The sequence below is a fragment of the Paenibacillus turpanensis genome (assembly GCF_011421635.1).
Taxonomy (GTDB): Bacteria; Bacillota; Bacilli; order Paenibacillales; family YIM-B00363; genus Paenibacillus_AK; species Paenibacillus_AK turpanensis.
The window spans coordinates 17,844-36,457 of sequence record NZ_WTLI01000011.1 but is presented as its reverse complement, the minus strand read 5'-3'; the positions used below and the strand labels follow the sequence as shown (position 1 = coordinate 36,457).

The window sequence follows — 18,614 nt, the reverse complement described above, 5'->3', positions numbered from 1 at the left end:
CCGCCATCCTCCGTCCTCAAATTACATTAGCTTTAAAATACCCATAACAATTAAAAGACCTCCCGGAACAAGGGATAACCTTCTGGCCCAAGCCTTCCGTCCGAGTGAAAAGCCGGTACGCAGTCCAGCCGTCAGTGCGGCCGCACTGGTTACTATAATTGCCAGCGATGTAGCAAGCATCGGCAGTCCCAGCAAAGCAGCGCCGATCCCCGCACCGAGCGAATCCAGAGATAACGCGAAGCCGAGCAAAATGGCCTCGCCAGCTGAAATGGTACCGGAACGGTCCTTATCTGCGGTCAAAGGCGTCTTTAATATTTGCATCACGGATAAGTCTGACTTCACAGATGCATGGGTGTCCTGCGGCGCAGGAACCGGATCCTCGGTTTCATACGATTGCGTAATAACCTGATATACGGCCCAGCTTCCGACAGCAATTAGTATCCACGCTCCGATAGATTGCGCCCAAGCTTCCGGAACGAAATGGAATAGAAACGAACCCAAATACATGGATAACCATAAGGTTACGCCTGAACATAAAGCAATAATAAGAATCGAAGGCAGCGGCACGCGGATTTTCCGCAGGCCGTAAGCCATACCGACCCCAAAACCGTCCAGGCTTACCGCTAACGAGAGCATCAGTAACGATGTCAAACCCGGCATAAAGCAGCCCTCCTGCAAAAATGAACGTTGGGCGCGAACGCCCCAGGTTCATTCTATGCAGCAGTCTTATGCGCGTGATTTGTCCTTCTGGCACTTCGGACAAGTATGCGTTCCTCTGCCGCCGACAACCGTGCGGATAATCGGCGTTCCGCAGCGCTCGCAAGGCAGACCTTTACGGCCGTATACCTTTAGCTCCTGCTGAAACATCCCCATCTCCCCTTGGCCATTTACATATGACTTCACCGATGAACCACCTGCAGCCACAGCGCTGCTCAGCGTTTCCACAATCGCTTGGTGAAGCCGCTTCACCTCTGCGGGCTTTAGGCTCGAAGCTTCGCGTTCCGGGTGAATGCCTGCAGTAAAGAGTGATTCGTCCACATAGATGTTGCCGATTCCGACGACAACCTCCTGATTGAGCAGCAGCGGCTTAATCTTCGTCGTTCGGCCGGAGAGCAGCCTTCGGAACACTTCAAGCGTAAACGTTTGCTCGTCCAAAGGCTCCAATCCCAGTTTATGCAGCGGCGCCCTTGTAAATTCCTCGCCTAAAGCAAACAAATGCATCGTACCGAATTGGCGTACATCCTTGTAGCGAAGCTCTGTTCCATCGGTAAAATGGAAGATGACGTGGGTATGCTTTTCCACAGGTTCGTCGGAAGCGTAAAGGCCGTAACGGCCTTCCATGCGAAGATGGGAAACCAGCACCAAATCATCGGTTAGCAGCCTAAGAAACTTTCCTCGTCTTTCAACGGATCGAAAGGTGCGGCTTTCGAGCATAGCCGCAAATAGACCCGGGTCCTCCGGGTGCTGAACAATTCGCGGCAAATGCACACTTACTTTCTGTATCGTTTTCCCTGTGATCAGCTCATTTAGGGTTCGTTTGACGGTTTCTACCTCCGGCAATTCCGGCATGATTCTTCACCTCTAAACTCCATTATACCGGATTTGCCGTGCGCGGCGATTGCTTTTGCTTACTTCGCCTCATACCAATTGGTGCCATAGGACACATCCACTTTTAACGGCACATCAAGCGCAAGCGCCCCTTCCATGATCTCTGGGACAAGCTTCTTCATCAGCTCAAGCTCCTCCGGTGGAACCTCAAATACAAGTTCGTCATGCACTTGAAGCAGCATGCGGCTTTTCAGCTTTTCTTTGCGCATCCGTTCTTCAATCTGTACCATCGCAAGCTTTATAATGTCCGCAGCCGTACCCTGGATCGGCGTGTTCATCGCCGTGCGTTCCGCAAAGGAACGTTTATTGAAGTTGGAAGCCGTAATATCGGCTAAATAACGGCGGCGCTGCAGCAGTGTTGATACAAACCCGTCCTGCCGCGCCTTCTGAACGATATCTTCCATATAGCGCCGTACCCCTTCGAAAGCCGCCAAATACTGCTCGATAAACTCCGCCGCTTCCTTCCGGGTTATGTTCAAGTTCTGTGAAAGGCCGTAATCGCTGATGCCGTATACGATTCCGAAATTGACCGCCTTCGCCTGCCGTCTCATATTGGAATCGACTTGCTCGTTGGAAACGCCGAATACGTCCATCGCCGTTTTGGTGTGAATGTCCATGTCGGAAATGAAGGCTTCCTTCATCTTTTCGTCCCCGGCAATATGAGCGAGTACCCGAAGCTCGATCTGCGAATAATCTGCCGCTAGAATTAGCCAGCCCTCTTCGGATGGCACGAATACTTTTCGGATCTTCTTGCCCTCTTCCATCCGGACCGGAATGTTTTGCAGGTTCGGGAATTGACTGCTTAGCCGTCCTGTTGCGGCAATCGTCTGACGGTAGTATGTATGCACTTTCCCGGTACGCCCGTTGATTTCCTTGAGCAGCCCCTCCACATAAGTGGACTGCAGCTTGGCCAGTTGGCGGTAATGCAAAATATTCGCCACGATCTCATGATATGGCGCCAGCTTTTCCAGCACCTCGGCATCGGTCGAATAGCCGGTTTTCGTTTTTTTCCATGCAGGTAAACCTAATTTTTCAAATAATATTTCACCCAGCTGCTTTGGAGAATTGATATTAAACTCCGTGCCTGCCAGACTATAAATTTGCTGCTCCAGCCTGCTGATGTGCTCCGAGAGCTCCTTGCCGTAATTTTTCAAATCCGCTGCATCGACGTGAATCCCCCGCAGCTCCATGACCGCCAATACGCCGGACAAAGGGAGCTCCAGCTCATAATAAAGCCGGTTCATTTCGACTTTATCCAGCTGCTCCTTCTGAATCGGGACAAGCCTGGAAACCGCTAACGCTTTACGACCCAAGAGATCTGCCGTTACATTCGTTTCCGGCACGTGGAACTTCGCGCCTTTTCCAAACACTTGCTCATCGGAAGGAAGCGCCGGAAGCCCGTATTTCTCCGCAAGTCCGTTTAAGGTATGGTCTGCTTCAGTCGGATCGATTAGATACGCCGCAAGCAGCGAGCAAAACGCAATGCCGCGCAGCGAAATCCCCTGCCAATGCAGCGCAACCTGTGCCTTGTGCGCATCGTACATCAGCTTCAGCTGGCTTCCGTCCTCAAGGTATTGCCGGATCGGCTCCCCAACAGCATCCGTAAGCTTCGCAAAAGGTACATAAAAAGCTAATCCGTCTTGCTCCTCTGCTTTTGCTGTTGTGAATACGGAAAGACCGATAATTTCAGCGCCATGTGGATTTTCGCCAATCACTTCCACATGCACCGCTGTTCCGTCTGGGGAGTGCTTTACCGCATCCATCAGCTTTTGCACGTCATCCGCCGTTACAACCACCGTTACATCCAGCTGCTCACTCGCCTGAGCAGTGCTTGAAGCAGATACGCCATCCGGAGATCCGAAGTCCATCTTTTCCAGCAAGGATTTGAACTCCAGCTGCTGGAACATCGATTTCAACGCAGATCCTTCATACCCCTCGTACTTAAGCTGCTCCCAATCCAATTCCATCGGCACCTCACGGAAAATGGTCGCCAGCTTTTTGCTCATTCTTGCGCTCTCCGCATTATCTCTTACCTTCTCCTTCATTTTTCCGGTAAGAGCGTCTGCATTCTCAAGTACGGCTTCAACCGATCCATACTCCGCTAGAAGCTTCAGTGCTGTTTTCTCGCCTACACCCGGGATCCCAGGAATATTGTCGGAAGAATCCCCCATGAGCCCTTTCAGGTCAATAATTTGCTGCGGTGTTAGCCCGTATTTCTCTTGGATTTCCTTCGGATCATATCGTTCCACCTCACTGATTCCCTTTCGGGTCAACGCGATCGATACCTTATCCGAAGCAAGCTGAAGCATGTCCTTGTCCCCCGTTACAACAAGAACCTCCTGACCCTGCTCGTCCGCTGCTTTGGTTAACGTACCGATAATGTCGTCGGCTTCGTACCCCTCCAGTTCAAAACGCTGAATGCTGAAAGCATCAAGCAGTTCTTTAATTAACGGGAACTGAATCGATAATTCAGGCGGAGTTTTGGCTCTGCCGCCCTTGTACTCGGTGTATCCTTCATGCCGGAAGGTGATTTTCCCTGCATCGAAGGCTACCAGAAAATGCGTTGGCTGCTCTTCCCGGATTAACCGAAGCAGCATGTTTGTAAAGCCAAATACAGCATTCGTCGGCGTCCCCGCCTTATTGGTAAGCGGCGGAGTCGCATAAAACGCTCTGCTCGCAATACTATTCCCGTCCAATATAATCAATTTGCTCATAATAAAATCACCTCAATTTGGTACAAACCTGTACCCATCATAACACAATAAGTTGGGAAACACATACAATATAGAAGAGAACGGTTTGTCGAACGGAGGGGCATACTATTATGCAAAACTGGGCGAATTATAAACGGTCAAGCGTCATCTTCTTCGATGTAACGGATACACTTACCGATGAAGCTGCGGCCTCTAGAGAGTGCTTTATTCAGGTACTTAACGATATGATAGGAAGATGGGCACCGGATTCGGATTCTGAAGCTTTTAGACCCGAAGAAGCGTATCGCCGTTTTATGGAAGAAATGCATAAACAATTAACCCGAAAGCGGAAGCTTCGCAAGGAAGCCAGATTCCGGTCTGCGCTGCGGAAAGCAGTGCACCTCTACCCGATTGAATACAATCGAAAGTGGGTTGACCGTTTTTATGCAGAATATCAGGCAGCCCGCAGCAAAACGGTCCATCTTCGCAACGGGGCCAAAAAAACGCTGCAGGCCTTATCTAACCTTCGCCCTCTAGGAATTATCAGCAACAAGAGCAAAGATCGGGTGATCCATGTTTTGAAAGAATCCGGAACAAATGAACTATTTCAGCATCGTCTTATTTTGACTCCTGAAATGGTGAACTGCCGCAAGCCAGGACGCGCCATATTCGCACGTGCTTCCGATGCAGCCCGTACAGCCCCGAATCACTGTGTGATGATCGGGAACAGCTGGAATAAAGATATTCGCGGCGCCACGTCATACGGCATGAACGCGATTTGGATTGCTCCTAACCGGATAGAAGGCCATGGCATGCGCATGATCGGGACAAAAAAAATCGCCGTCATACGGCGACTTGAGGATCTTGTCAGCTTTTTTGAGGATTAAACGGATGTCTTCATCTCATTGAAATATGTAATTGCCATGGAATTTCCTTGCTGCTCCTTCGCCTGCTTTTTGAGCTCAGCAGCCATTCTGGAAATCCCTTCCGAAGTAACCGCCGCATCCTCTGTACAAACAACGACTGCAAGAGATAAAGATAAGCTTGCACCTACAACTTGATTCCCATAGCGGTCACGGACGATTTCTTCTTGCTCCTCTTCATAGAGAATGGAGACGCCCTGGCTAAATCGACGAATGATTTCCTCAGAAAGCAAAGACGGTTCGTTTGTCGTCGAAATTACGATGAAATCATCGCCACCGATATGCCCTACAAAATCATGCGGATTGCCGCACGCGGACAAGGTTTGCTGTAAAATATCGGCTGTGTATTGAATGACCTCGTCTCCCTTGTGAAAACCATACCGATCATTGAACCATTTAAAGTAATCCAGATCAATATATATGACTGAAAATCTGCCGCCTTGAGAAATACAATTTCGAATATAGCGTTGAATCTGGATATTGCCGGGAAGACCGGTCAACGGATTGGATACCCGTGCATGTTCCATCCGCACCTGCGTAATGGACTCCAAAATCGTACGTACGGACGCAGCACCCACCATTTTTTGATCTTTAACGACAATAACAAAATCATACAGGCGACGAATATCGCGCGCCATGGCCATTTGGGAAACAATTTCAGGTGAAAGACGATGCTCAACAATAAGGGCTTCGCTATCCATAAGCAATCGAATCTCTTTATTCCAATAGAGTGAAATTCCATATTGGCCTGCAAGCTGCTGAAACAGCTTGTCTCTCATCATTAACCCCGCCGGCACTCCTTGCTCATTAACAATAACTACACCCTGCTCTTCTTCGTTTGCCTTGAAGTAATTGGCGACCTTGGAAGACGGGTCGGAAGTTAAAAAGGTTTTGACAGGAGTCGCCAAATCCCCGATCGTAAGGAGCGATACGACACTATCTAACATTTCGCGTTGTCGAACTATTTCCCGGGTAATTTCTTCTGTCGGTATATGTAATTCTTTATTCGGTCTGCCCAGTAAATAACCTTGTCCATAGTGAATACCCATACGCATGAGCTTGTGCAATTCCTCTACGGTCTCAATCCCCTCAGCTACGATCTTCACATTCATTTTCCGGCCAAATGAAATAAAGGTTTCCAATATATATTCCTTAACCTTATCTTCGTGGATCCCCTGAATGAGAGAACGATCTACCTTTATATAATCCGGTTGAAGCTCAGCAATGGCTTGCAAGGATGAATAACCGGCCCCCGCATCATCGATGGCGATCTGGTAGCCCTGCGCGCGGTAATGGCTGAGCACCTTCTTGACCGTTTTGAAATCTTCGACAGAGTAGCGCTCGGTAATTTCAAATACGACATGGTTCGGCGTTAAGCCATACTGTTTCAGTAGTTTTCGAGTTTGCCCCGGATTAAAATCAGGATCATTTATGATTTGAGCCATTAAATTGATAAAAACACGCTGTCCGTTTTTTAAACCTCGAAGTCCTTCGACGGCTTTCTCCCGGGTTACCTTATCTAGGGAATATAAATACCCCTCCTGCTCTGCAAACTCAAACAAAGGAAGAGGTGAATGAAATGAGCTCCCTATCGGTCCTCTCGTTAACGCCTCGTAGCCGAACACATTTCCATCTGTTAATGAAATAATAGGTTGATACACCGAGCTTAATAATTGATTGGATAAGATTTCTAAAAACTCAGACTTCTTGCCATCTTCCTCTGCTTCAACCGCCTTTTGCTTGGCCTGACGAATAGCTTCTTTGATAGCTGTGTACACAATCAGCTCCAATGGCTTATCCGCAATATGGGTCAATACAGCACTGCCTGTATGTAATGTGATACCTTCAACAGACGGAAATTGAGTTTTGATCGCAGCTTCTATCGCAGTTTTTAAGTAGCTTCCCCGCTCTTTCAGCATTTGCTGAACATATTGCTCTACGCCGCTTTCAACATATGCATATATAAAAAAATCATCGCCTACTGTTTTTGTCGAAAATACAAACGGAAGATCCATTACTAGATTCGCTAAAGTCGTTTTGACAAATTGAATCAGCTTTACGCAAAAAGGCCGTCCATATTGTTGCTCAATTTCAGCTAATCGAGCGACGTCCAAATAGTTGATTCCAACAATCCCGCTTGTCATTCTTTCCGACAACTCGTCAATAAAACCTGCTTCAAACGGCTTTATAGTAATCACGGTAATCCCCTCGCAGTAACGATCGTATGCTAACTCTCTATCTATCCGTATATTATAACTTAGGAAAATGTATAATTCTGCAGAATCATGTTAAGTTATTGTAAAAAATAGAAAACCCCCATCCTTTGTCGAAAAGTCTGAGGGTTATCTTCTGTAAATTATACGTTTAAATCCTTCCGCTTACCCGTCACCAGATAAATGAGACCTTCCCCAATATTCGTGGTGTGATCGGCAATTCGCTCGATATAATGAGCGACCATAAGCAGATGAGTTAACTGTTTATTGGTTGTAAAATCAGAACCCATAAGGCTCACAATTTCGGTCATTACAGTGCTGTAGATTTTATCGACTTCATCGTCTTTCTTAGCCAATTCCGCTGCTTTATGGATATCCTTCTCAGCAAAAGCGGTTAAGCAGCCGCGCAGCATTTCTCTTGCGATTTCCGTCATTCGTGGAATATCGACCAGAGGCTTCACTAACTGCTGACCGAACAGCCGAATCGTAATCTTCGCAATATCTACTGCATGATCGGCGATCCGTTCCAAGTCGATTGCAACCTTCAGTGTCATACCAATGAGACGCAGGTCACTGGCCATAGGCTGTTGCAGTGCAATGAGGCGAAGGCAGCGCTCTTCAATACGCAGCATTGCTTCATCAATTTTATCATCGAAATCGACAACAGCACGGGCTTGGCTTTCATCCAAGTTTTGCAGCGATTCTACCGCATTGTGCAGCTGCCGTTCTACATCGCTCCCCATGGAAAGAAGCTCTTTCTGCAAATCCTCCAGCGACTGATGAAAACTCATTCGCGTATCCATAGATTCACGCTCCTTCGGCGCCTAAATGCAAACATATGTACATTATATACGCCTGCATTTCGATTATACATATTTTTGTAAAACAAGAAGATTTCGTTTATCCAAAACGTCCCGTAATGTAATCTTCGGTACGCTGGTCCTGCGGGTTCGAGAAAATACGCTCGGTTTTGTTAAATTCTACGACCTCGCCGTTCAAGAAAAACGCGGTATCGTCGGAAACACGAGCTGCCTGCTGCATATTGTGCGTAACGATAATAATTGTATAGTTTTCTTTCAGTTCCTGCACAAGCTCCTCAATCTTCAACGTGGAGATCGGATCAAGCGCTGAAGTCGGCTCATCCATCAGCAGGATGTCTGGCTCAACAGCTAGCGCACGCGCGATGCATAGGCGCTGCTGCTGACCGCCGGAAAGACTGAACGCGCTCTTTTTAAGCACATCCTTAACATCATTCCAAAGAACGGCACCTTTTAAGCTTCGTTCCACAATTTCATCTAATCTTTTTTTATCGCGGATTCCGTGGATCCGTGGACCATATGCGACATTATCATAAATGGACTTCGGAAACGGGTTAGGCTGCTGAAATACCATTCCAATACGTTTACGAAGCAATTCCACGTTAACACTCGGAGAATAAATATTGCTGCCGCCAATATTCACTTCACCGGTTATCCGCACACCCTTAATCATATCATTCATGCGGTTGAGCGTACGAAGAAGTGTCGATTTTCCGCAGCCTGACGGACCAATAAACGCCGTAACCGATTTTTCTTCGATCGACATGTCTATGGACTTTAAAGCATGAAATTCACCGTAATACAGGTCAACATTGTTTACATTTACTATGGACATGATTCGTGCCTCCCAAGGAAACGTCCGGTTTAGTGGCGTTTTTGATACTTATTGCGCAAGTAAATGGCGATCGCATTCATGCTGAGCAGCATGACGAGCAGCAAAACAATTCCTGCAGCCGCCACATTTTGGAATTCCTCTTGCGGTAAGCTCGACCACGTATAAATTTGAATTGGCATAACCGTAAATTGATCAAGCAAGCTTTCCGGTAAAAAGGCAATATAGGCTACGGCACCAACGACGATCAGCGGAGCTGTCTCGCCAATCGCACGGGACAACGATAAAATCGCGCCCGTCATAATTCCCGGGAAAGCGGACGGAAGCACGACCCGGACAATTGTTTGCCAACGGTTGGCTCCAAGCGCAAACGATGCATGACGCTGAGCCATAGGCACGGCCTTAATTGCTTCCTGCGAAGCAACAATAATGATTGGCAGAACGAGCAGGGTCATCGTTAAAGCTCCCGCCAATATGCTGTTGCCAAACTCAAGAATACGCACAAAAATCGTTAATCCCAAGATTCCATATACAATCGAGGGCACACCCGCCAAATTTGAAATGTTTGTCTGAATGATTCGGCTGAGCTTCGTATCTTTCGCATATTCTTCCATGTAAAGCGCAGTAGCTACGCCAATAATGAACGTAAGCGGCGCTGTTATAAGCATTAAATAAAAGGTACCTACGATACCGACCAAAATTCCGGATGCGTCCGGTCTTCTCGAAGGCATACTCGTAATGAACTGCCAATCCAGCCAGCCAATTGCCTTCATTACGACTTGTCCTATAAGCAGCACGAGAAATACAACACCGACGATGGTTGAGGCGAAAAAAATGCCGTGGAACAAAGAATTTTTTCGCTTACGGGCCATGATACGTTTTAATTCATTCTGATTGGGTTCCACGTATTAATACTCCTCTCTGAACCGTCTGGAAATATAACCCGCGATAATATTCATAATCAGGGTAATGGTGAACAAGGTAATCCCTACCGAATAAATCGTTTGGTATTCAACCGAACCAACCGTGGTGTCCCCACTGCTGACAGCAACAATGTAAGCGGTCAGTGTTTCCACGCTTTTCAGCGGATTGAATTCCATATTCGGCAGCGCACCTGCAGCCAGCGCAACGATCATCGTCTCGCCTACAGCACGGGAAATACCTAACACGAATGATGCCACAATTCCAGAAAAGGCTGCCGGTACAACGACCTTTGTCGCTACTTCCAGCTTCGTTGAACCAAGCGCGTAGGCCGCATCGCGCAGAGAGCGAGGCACTGCGGACATCGCATCCTCACTCATCGAGGAGATGAGCGGAATAATCATAATCCCAATAACCAAGCCGGCACTCAATGCGTTAAACACTTCGGTCGCCGGAATAAGAAAACGCAAAATCGGAGTTACAAAGGTCAAGGCAAAAAAGCCATAAACGATGGTCGGCACGCCAGCCAAAATTTCAAGGACAGGCTTCAGTACCTTTCTAACCTTCTCGTGTGCGTACTCACTCAAGTAAATCGCACTGGCCAGTCCGATTGGCAGAGCCACGCAGCTTGCAATGACCGTAACCATAAAGGTGCCTACGAGCAGCGGAAGCACGCCAAACTTACCGTCCGCAAAAAGCGGAGTCCATTCCGTTCCTGTTATAAAGTCTAGAAACGGTACTTCCTCAAAAAACTTTTGCGATTCCACTAATAGAACAACCACAATTCCAACGGTCGTTAAAATGGAGATCGCCGCAAAAACCAGAAGCAGCTTTGGCATCAGTGAATCGGCAGAAAACAATGACCTTCTCTTTTTAAAGTCCATAGAACGCTCCCTTGGAGATATGTACCTAATAATCGGATAACCGTGGCATTTTCAGGTTATCCCCCGAAAACACCACGGTTTCCATTTTACCGTTCTAAAAGAATGATTTTCAACACATTTTTTGACAATTATTTCAGATGTGCAAGGTTTTCGTCATACATTTTTTGCGGAAGCTTAACGTAACCTACAGCTTCAACAAGCTTTTGGCCTTCAGCGCTCATGTAGAACTTCAGGAATTCTTTAACTTCTGGTCTTTCCAAAACGTCTTTACGCGGGTAGATGAAGATCGGACGTCCAAGCGGCTTGTACGTACCGTTTTCAATGGTTTCAGTAGTAGGTGCTACAGCAGGGCTAGCAGCATCAACCTTGATCGCAACCGCGTTCAGCTTGTCTTTGTGCTCCAGATAGTAGGAGAAGCCGAAGTAACCCATTGCGAACTCATCGGATTCTACACCTTTAACAAGAACGTTGTCGTCCTCGGACGCAGTGTAATCAGTACGGGATTCTTTTGCCTTCTTGTTGATTTCTTCAGTGAAGTATTCAAATGTTCCGGATGCTGTTCCAGGACCGTAAAGCTTGATTTCTTTGTCCGGCCAGCCAGCGCGAACTTCGCTCCACTTTTTGATCTTGGAATCCTTCGCCCAGATCTTGTTCAGCTCTTCAACTGTCATTTCTTTTGCAAATGTATTTTTCTTGTTAACTACAACAGTGATACCGTCGTAAGCAACTGGCATTTCGATCGCTTCGAAGTTTTTCTTCTTCAGCTCTTCGATTTCAGTCGGTTTAATCTTACGGGACGCATCCGCGATGATGATTTCTTCAGAGATCAGTTTCTTGAAGCCGTTCGAGGAACCAGCAAGACCAACTGTGATTTTAACATCTTTGTTCTTCTTCATGAATTCTTCCGCTACCGCTTGAGAAATCGGGTAAACCGTGGAAGAACCGTCGATTTTGATATCGCCTGCCAGCTTCGCTGCTTTTGGCTCTTCTTTCTTAGGCTGCTCAGCCTTTGGTTGTTCAGCTGGAGCCGCACCTTGATTTTCTGCTGGTTTCGTTGCTTCTTTACCGCCACAAGCTGCAAGAGATAATGCAAGTGCTGCGGAAGCAACTACTAGTGTACCTTTACGGAGAACATTGTTTGCCACGAATGACCACTCCTTAAAACATTTTTATTTTTGTTCGACAAGCCCAATATTACGCCCTGTTTGTTTTCGCAATTTTAATAGTTTGTAAACGCTATGTAAAAATATGTCGTGGTACATTTTCAGGACGTTCGACATTGTTCGAACATATTTTACATAACGTTAACAAAAGTAATCATGAAAGTTAAATAAATATAGGTAAAATTACTAATCAAAGAGATCAAATTAGGTATTTACTCATATGGAGGGAATGAAATGAAACCATCAGGTAGGTTCTTTCGGCTTCGATCTGTATCTTCAAAAGCAATAACGAATTGGTCTATGAAAGGAAAGCTTATCACCGCCTTTGCAGCATTGTTATTTATTTTTGGTTTATCGGGATGGTACAGCATTTCCCAGCTGAGCGAAATCCGCAGCCAGATCCACTTTCAGAATGAACGAGTCGATGAAAAGCAGCATGCTTACGAATTAAAAGCTAGCGTGCAATCCATGAACAACATTTTTGCCGGTTACATTATTAGCCGCAATGAAGAATTAGCGGCAGCTTACAATAAAGAAAAAGCTACCTTCTTGCAGCAGGTCGAGCAGCTCGTCGAAAAGGCGGAATCGGCGGAGGAACGAAAGGCTTCGCAGCAGCTCAAAACCGTGTCTACCGAATTTGTCGGAAATTTCGACCGGGCGAAAGAGCTTCTAGGCGATAAAACCCTGGCTCCCAATTTTTTGAACAATGAACTTATCCGCGTCTATCAAACCTCAGAAGCCCATCAGCAGTATATTTTCGAGCTGGTTGACGGGTTCGTCTCTATATTCTCCGCAAAAGCAGAGGCTTCTATTGCCGCCTCCGAGCAATTGATTTCCGACTCCTCGCGTGTGTCGCAATCATCAATTGTTGTAGTAATGATTATTGCTGCAGCTATAGGTTTCCTGATTATTCGTTCCTTTATACGGCAAATTCAATCGATTCAGCAATCTGTTGAACAGCTCGCATTGGGAGATTTCAGGGCTAAAATTAATGCTAGGCGAAAAGATGAGCTTGGCAGACTTAGCGATCATATCGACCATATGGCGGATCGAATTTCATCCATGATGGTACATACCAAACAAATTGCATCGTCATTGCAGGAGCAGGCGACTTCATTTCACCAATTCACCCAAGCGGCCTCCGGAAGTCATGCGAACATCGTCAATGCGATGGAGGAAATTTCGATGGGTGCGAACCAGCAGGCCGTTCAAGCCGATCGAAGCGCATCATCCGTGCATGAGCTTGGACATCAGCTGCATGAGGTAAAGAGCTTCGCAAACATGGTTAAGCAGTCGGAAAAAGAAGTGTCTTCAAGCGTAAATACCGGCTCTGAAACGATTCGCCAGCTGCAGGAGTCAGCGGAACACTCGGATCAGGAAATGGCGCAGGTTGGAAGCTCTCTCTCTGAGCTTTTACAAGCATCGCAGCAAATCGGCGGCATCATCCGCGCGATTACGGATATTTCAAACCAGACGAATGTGCTTGCCTTAAATGCGGCCATCGAAGCCGCTCGTGCAGGCCAGCACGGTCGAGGCTTTTCTGTCATTGCCGAAGAAGTACGCGCCCTATCCGTTCAGACGAATCAATCGTCTAAGTCTGTAAGTAAGACGATCGAGCAGCTGCAGCAGCAAATCGAGCTTGTCGGCAATCGACTGGAAGGCGCCCGATCTTCACTGCAAACGCAAAATTCGCTCGTCCACGAAGCGCATCGGTCATTTGATGCGATCTGGGAGGCCGTCAATGCAATCGGGACGCAGATCGATGAGGTCGATCAGCGAATGGATACTGCCCTGAAGCAAAATGAGCGTTTTGTCGACTCTCTCCAGCAGGTGGCAGCAATTGCCGAAGAAACGGCGGCGGGTGTTGAGGAAATAACCTCCACTACAATTGAACAGAACGAATCCGTAAATCGCGTGGCTCATGGAGCTGCACGCATGAACCAGATGGCAGCCGAGCTCTTCAGCGAGCTTGAGCGCTTCCAGCTTCCAGAGGAACAAGGAATTGATACCTTGGAGGAAAAGCTTCAGCCGCCGACGGAACGAATGGAGCCACACGACAGTAAAGCAGAAGAAGGAAAATATGAAGACGCATCTCTAAACACTTCTGATGCCGCTTCTGATCAGCTTCCAGCGGAGGACAAGCAGGAGGAGAGAAGTGACGAAGAGAAAGAAGCTTCGATGAAAGCAGCAGAGGAACCGTCTGCAGACGGAGCAGAATCACAAAATCAGGATTCTAAAAAACCAAAAGAACTGGTATCAGTTTAACAAATAGAAACGAACGGGAATCCATGGAGCAGCAATGCCCTATACGGATTCCCTTTTTTTTATGTATATTTCATGAGCGCAAGTGCAGCCAAATGGGCCGGATAAAATGAACGCCAAAGCCAGCTGGGCACCGGTCTTGCCCCGTCCCTGCGCTCTGCAACAAACGCAATGATTACTGTCGGAATAATGCTCCATAGGATGATCCACCAGCCGAGAAGGAACCACGCCGCCATATTCAGCGCCAAATGATAGCCTACCATAGACCAGGAACGAGTGTAGCGGTAGATTGCCATTAGGCATAGTCCGTAGGCTCCATAGTCGAATTCAAGAAGCTGAAGCAGCAGCCCTGCGCTAATTAGCCAGAAGCTTTTCTCATAACCCCGCTGCGACTGCTCCGCCCGTGACAATGCAAACACGGAGACAAAAAACGTTCCAATGACATTAATGCTCCGCTCGCCGAACAATAAGGCATAGGGCAGCTGTGACAGCAGGGCGAGGATGCCCAGCCGCAGCATGTACTGGTTTAAGCTGCGGGTGCGGCTCATCCCAACGGTGACATAAAACGCGTAAATCGGAAACGCCATTCTGCCAATAATGCGGTATAACGGCTCCTCCGGGAACCAAACATACCCGATATGATCAATCAGCATCGTGACAATCGCGATCCATTGCAGCATATCCGGCCGCCCCCTCCCCTTTTCTCCCATTATAGGCTGAGCATGTGTAAACGGCAAAAAACGGCGCATCCACGCTCTGCGCCGCTTAAGCCTTTTAAGGTAACTCGCTTATTTCTTTTTCACCGCTTGATACATCTCATTTATTTCCTTTATATAATCGTCGCCGCCGCTCTTCCTCCAAAGCTCAATCGCATCCTTGACTCCTTGTTCGTCAATTTGTCCCACGATATATTTTGTGCGCGCATCACTAATAATATTGTCAAGCTGCACACCCTTCTGTGCATAAACCGTGGAATCGAACGGCTCCGCCGGATTCGGCACCACAATTTTTTCGTTTTCCTTCTGGATAAGTGCGGTCTTCTCGCGAAGCGGTGTCTGCTTGACCTTTAAAGCAAGGTCTTCCGGTACATAGCTTAATATTTGGTTCAAGCCCTCCAGCTCCGATTCCATCATCGCTACATCCTTACTTGGCTCGATGCCGCCTTCCACCACTTTGTAGTGCCGGCCCTCGATTCCGTTCGTTGCTAAAATTTGCCCCGTCTTGTCGTTCATTTTATCGAGGAAGGTAAGAACCTTCTTCAGCTCCTCCTCGGTCTTCACGCCGGACTTTGAAATGGAGACCATTCCAGCGTAACCTGAAGTCGGCATGTTGCGGAGCCCCTTCGGCCCCTCTACTGCCCCGAACACATCAATATAATGGCGATCAGGCTCATCTTTTCCGGCTTGAGCCAGCGCCCTATGAATTTTATCGTCCAGCCGCGCCGCCTGATCGGCCACGTCAACAATGACTCCCGCTTGCCCGTTTACAACCGGATCTCCCCATTTCTCCGTATCCATAACGGCAAAATCCGGATTTATCAGCTTTTCATCGTAAAGCTTCTTGAAGAAGCGCAGCGCGTCTAAATATTCCAGCGTCATATGGGCCGGAATGAGCTTGCCGTCCGCATCCTCACCCCATCTGTTCGGTACGCCGAACCAAATCTGCATAATATCAAACGGACCGGTATATTTGGAAATGACCATACCGTACGTATCATCCTTGCCGTTCCCATCCGGATCCTTTTCAGAGAACGCTTTCAGCATCTCGTAAAATTCGTCGATCGTCTTTGGAATTTCCATGCCGAGGTTATCAAGCCAATCCTTGCGGTACGATACCCCGTAGCGGCCGAGAGCGCGGGAACGGTATAACCCGTACACCTTCCCGTCAATCGATACGTTATTCTGTACGATTGGATTAAATTGGCTCAAATTTTTATAATCCTTCAAGTAAGGCGTCAAATCCCAAAATCCTCCGGTGCGAACTGCATTAATGAAGGAAGGCAGCTTGCCCTGAACAACCATAATCTTAGGGAGCTTCCCGGAAGCGAGCGTAATGTTGAATTTGTCGGGATACGAATTGTTAGGCACCCATTCAAACTTTAAATCCGTATTCGTGTATTTTTCAATTTCCTGTACAACCGGACCATTATCGCCCGGCATCGTCGTTTTATAAACAGGCAGCATAATCGTCAGCTCAAGAGGCTTCTCAGCTCCCTTTTCCCCATTGGGCTGCGGCTGCTCGCCTTGACCCGTTGTGCCGCCGGACGAACAGCCTGCCGCAGCAGTAACTGATAGTGCAGTAACTAAAAGCGATGCCGCCCACTTTTTCCCTGAAAACGATTTCATTTTTCTTTTCATAATTATATTCCTCCTCTAATGGATAAGGCTTCATGGGTTAGCCTTTAATCGAACCAATCAAAACGCCTTTCGCAAAATGCTTTTGCAGGAATGGATAAACAAGCAGGATCGGCAGGGTCCCGACCACGATAACGGCCATTTTAATCGTCTGCTCCGGCGGCTGAACATAGGTCGGATCCAGCTGTGACGCATCCCCAAAATTGCTTTGCGAAAGCAGCACGATTTGGCGGAGCAGCACCTGCAGAGGCCATTTATCGGAATCATTAATGTACAGCAACGCCGCGAAGAAGTTGTTCCAATGGCCAACCGCGTAAAACAGCGCGAACGTAGCCAATACCGGCTTGGAAAGCGGCAGCACAATTTTCCACAGCACGCCGATTTCCGTACAGCCGTCGATCCGTGCCGATTCCTCCAAGCCCGGCGGCAGCTCTTGAAAAAAATTTTTAACAATAATCAAGTTGAACGCACTAATGGCACCGGGCAAAATAAGCGCCATATACGAATCAAGCAGCCCAAGGCTTTTGACAACCAAATACGTTGGAATCATTCCTCCGGAGAACAGCATCGAGAACACGACCAGGTTTAAAACCGTATTTCGCCCCATCAAATCCCGCTTCGCCAACGGATAGGCCATCGTCACCGTAAACAGTAAATTTACTAACGTGCCAAACACGGTAATAAAAATCGAGACCCCAATGCTGCGGAAAAGCGTATTCGAGGAGAAAATGTACTCGTATCCAGTAAGTGAAAACGTTTTCGGAAATAAAAAGAACGATCGTTGGGTTAATTCCGTATCCGTTGCGAAGGATCCGGCCACGACATAGATAAAGGGCAGAATCGTAACGATGGCGAAGATGCCGAGCACGATATAGTTCGCGCAATCAAACAAGGTTCCCCCAAAGCTTCGGTAATACTTTCCCATTCCGGCTCACCTCCTTCGGGCTTAATAAATCCCGTTCTCCCCAAATTTCTTCGCAAGGTAATTGCTGCCGAAAACCAATATTACGCCCACGATCGACTTGAACAGGCCGACGGCGGTACTATAACTGAACGCCCCCTGTGTAATGCCGACCATATAAACATAGGTGTCAAACACATCCGCCACATCACGGTTCAGCGCATTGGTCATCAGGTAAATATGCTCGAAGCCATTTTCCAGCACATCCCCCATACGCAAAATAAGCAAAATGACAATCGTACTGCGAATCGACGGGAGCGTGATATGCCACAGCTGTCTCCAGCGGTTTGCTCCATCTACATAAGCAGCCTCGTACTGCTCCACGTCGACGCCGGCCAAAGCCGCAAGAAAAATAATCGTGCCAAAGCCGCTCTCCTTCCAGATCGTTTGAATAATAATCAACGCCCTGAACCACTCTGGGTTCGAGAGAAAGTTGATTTTCTCACCGGTGAACTGGAAGATCAGCTCGTTGATAATGCCGCCTTCTGTCGTCAGCATCACGTACGTTATACTCGCCACAATGACCATCGATATAAAATGAGGGACGTAGATTAAGGTTTGCAGCGTTTTTTTGTAAATGGCGATTCTGACCTCATTTAGTAGAAGGGCAAGTATGATCGGGGCCGGAAAGAAGAAAACAAGGTTATACAGCGATAGCAGCAATGTGTTTCGTAAAATACGGAAAAAATCCGGATTCTGAAAAAAGTTTTTAAAATGCTCGAAGCCGACCCATTCGCTGTGCCAAAAGCCGGTAAACGGCTGGTAATCTTTGAACGCGAGCGCAACGCCCCACATCGGAACGTACTTAAATACAAGAAAATACAGCAAGCCTGGGAGCAGAAGCAAGTAAAGCCACTTATCCCGTTTCAGCCTCCGTGCAAAGCGCCGTTCCGACCAGGGGCCCTTCCTAGGAGCCGGGCCGGTCGGCCTTTCCTCTGCAGGGCTGGCAGATATTCCGCTCATCGTTTCCACCCCTTTCTTT

The 18,614-nt window shown here is 47.6% G+C and carries 15 protein-coding genes; 2 read left to right on the top strand and 13 right to left on the bottom strand.

Going from position 1 to position 18,614, the window contains the following annotated elements:
* Positions 1-21: 21 nt before the first annotated feature.
* The 3 genes from ytaF to polA all read right to left on the bottom strand — a co-directional run bounded on the left by ytaF (position 22) and on the right by polA (position 4,322).
* Positions 22-660, bottom strand: a complete 639-nt coding sequence (ytaF, locus tag GQS10_RS11590) for a sporulation membrane protein YtaF (RefSeq protein ID WP_166242258.1) — start codon at positions 658-660, stop codon at positions 22-24.
* A gap of 66 nt (positions 661-726) precedes the next feature.
* Positions 727-1,569, bottom strand: coding sequence for a DNA-formamidopyrimidine glycosylase (gene mutM, locus GQS10_RS11585; RefSeq protein WP_166242256.1), 843 nt, complete (start codon positions 1,567-1,569; stop codon positions 727-729).
* Positions 1,570-1,628: 59 nt separating this feature from the next.
* Positions 1,629-4,322, bottom strand: coding sequence for a DNA polymerase I (gene polA, locus GQS10_RS11580; protein ID WP_166242254.1), 2,694 nt, complete (start codon positions 4,320-4,322; stop codon positions 1,629-1,631).
* Positions 4,323-4,432: 110 nt separating this feature from the next.
* Between polA and GQS10_RS11575 the strand changes: the two genes are divergently transcribed.
* Entirely contained in the window at positions 4,433-5,188 is a 756-nt protein-coding gene (locus GQS10_RS11575) for an HAD family hydrolase (RefSeq protein ID WP_166242252.1), read from the top strand.
* Here GQS10_RS11575 and GQS10_RS11570 read toward each other — a convergent pair.
* From GQS10_RS11570 to GQS10_RS11545, 6 genes are all read right to left on the bottom strand, one after another.
* Positions 5,185-7,422, bottom strand: coding sequence for an EAL domain-containing protein (locus tag GQS10_RS11570; protein WP_166242251.1), 2,238 nt, complete (start codon positions 7,420-7,422; stop codon positions 5,185-5,187). The two genes, GQS10_RS11575 and GQS10_RS11570, sit on opposite strands and share 4 nt — an antisense overlap.
* Positions 7,423-7,580: 158 nt before the next feature.
* Positions 7,581-8,240 carry a phosphate signaling complex protein PhoU gene (gene phoU / locus GQS10_RS11565; RefSeq protein ID WP_166242250.1) on the bottom strand — a complete coding sequence of 220 codons (660 nt, stop codon included), beginning with the start codon at positions 8,238-8,240 and terminating at the stop codon, positions 7,581-7,583.
* Positions 8,241-8,337: 97 nt separating this feature from the next.
* The gene (gene pstB / locus GQS10_RS11560) at positions 8,338-9,090 is read right to left on the bottom strand and encodes a phosphate ABC transporter ATP-binding protein PstB (protein WP_166242249.1); all 753 of its coding nucleotides are present in this window, start codon (positions 9,088-9,090) and stop codon (positions 8,338-8,340) included.
* A 29-nt stretch (positions 9,091-9,119) separates the two neighbouring features.
* Entirely contained in the window at positions 9,120-9,959 is an 840-nt protein-coding gene (gene pstA, locus GQS10_RS11555; protein WP_166242528.1) for a phosphate ABC transporter permease PstA, read from the bottom strand.
* Between the two features lie 36 nt (positions 9,960-9,995).
* The gene (gene pstC / locus GQS10_RS11550) at positions 9,996-10,892 is read right to left on the bottom strand and encodes a phosphate ABC transporter permease subunit PstC (RefSeq protein WP_166242247.1); all 897 of its coding nucleotides are present in this window, start codon (positions 10,890-10,892) and stop codon (positions 9,996-9,998) included.
* Between the two features lie 128 nt (positions 10,893-11,020).
* Positions 11,021-12,037, bottom strand: coding sequence for a phosphate ABC transporter substrate-binding protein PstS family protein (locus GQS10_RS11545; RefSeq protein ID WP_166242244.1), 1,017 nt, complete (start codon positions 12,035-12,037; stop codon positions 11,021-11,023).
* Positions 12,038-12,355: 318 nt separating this feature from the next.
* Here GQS10_RS11545 and GQS10_RS11540 point away from each other — a divergent pair, with 318 nt between their 5' ends.
* Entirely contained in the window at positions 12,356-14,320 is a 1,965-nt protein-coding gene (locus GQS10_RS11540) for a methyl-accepting chemotaxis protein (protein ID WP_166242242.1), read from the top strand.
* A 59-nt stretch (positions 14,321-14,379) separates the two neighbouring features.
* Here GQS10_RS11540 and GQS10_RS11535 read toward each other — a convergent pair whose 3' ends face one another.
* The 4 genes from GQS10_RS11535 to GQS10_RS11520 all read right to left on the bottom strand — a co-directional run bounded on the left by GQS10_RS11535 (position 14,380) and on the right by GQS10_RS11520 (position 18,595).
* Complete coding sequence (locus GQS10_RS11535; protein ID WP_166242240.1) at positions 14,380-14,997, bottom strand: TraX family protein; 618 nt, start codon at positions 14,995-14,997, stop codon at positions 14,380-14,382.
* 108 nt (positions 14,998-15,105) lie between these two features.
* Entirely contained in the window at positions 15,106-16,674 is a 1,569-nt protein-coding gene (locus tag GQS10_RS11530) for an extracellular solute-binding protein (RefSeq protein ID WP_166242238.1), read from the bottom strand.
* Positions 16,675-16,711: 37 nt separating this feature from the next.
* Positions 16,712-17,596, bottom strand: coding sequence for a carbohydrate ABC transporter permease (locus GQS10_RS11525; RefSeq protein ID WP_166242236.1), 885 nt, complete (start codon positions 17,594-17,596; stop codon positions 16,712-16,714).
* Positions 17,597-17,617: 21 nt separating this feature from the next.
* Positions 17,618-18,595: an ABC transporter permease gene (locus GQS10_RS11520; RefSeq protein ID WP_166242234.1), complete on the bottom strand. Its 978-nt coding sequence runs from the start codon at positions 18,593-18,595 to the stop codon at positions 17,618-17,620.
* Between the last annotated feature and the right edge of the window lie 19 nt (positions 18,596-18,614).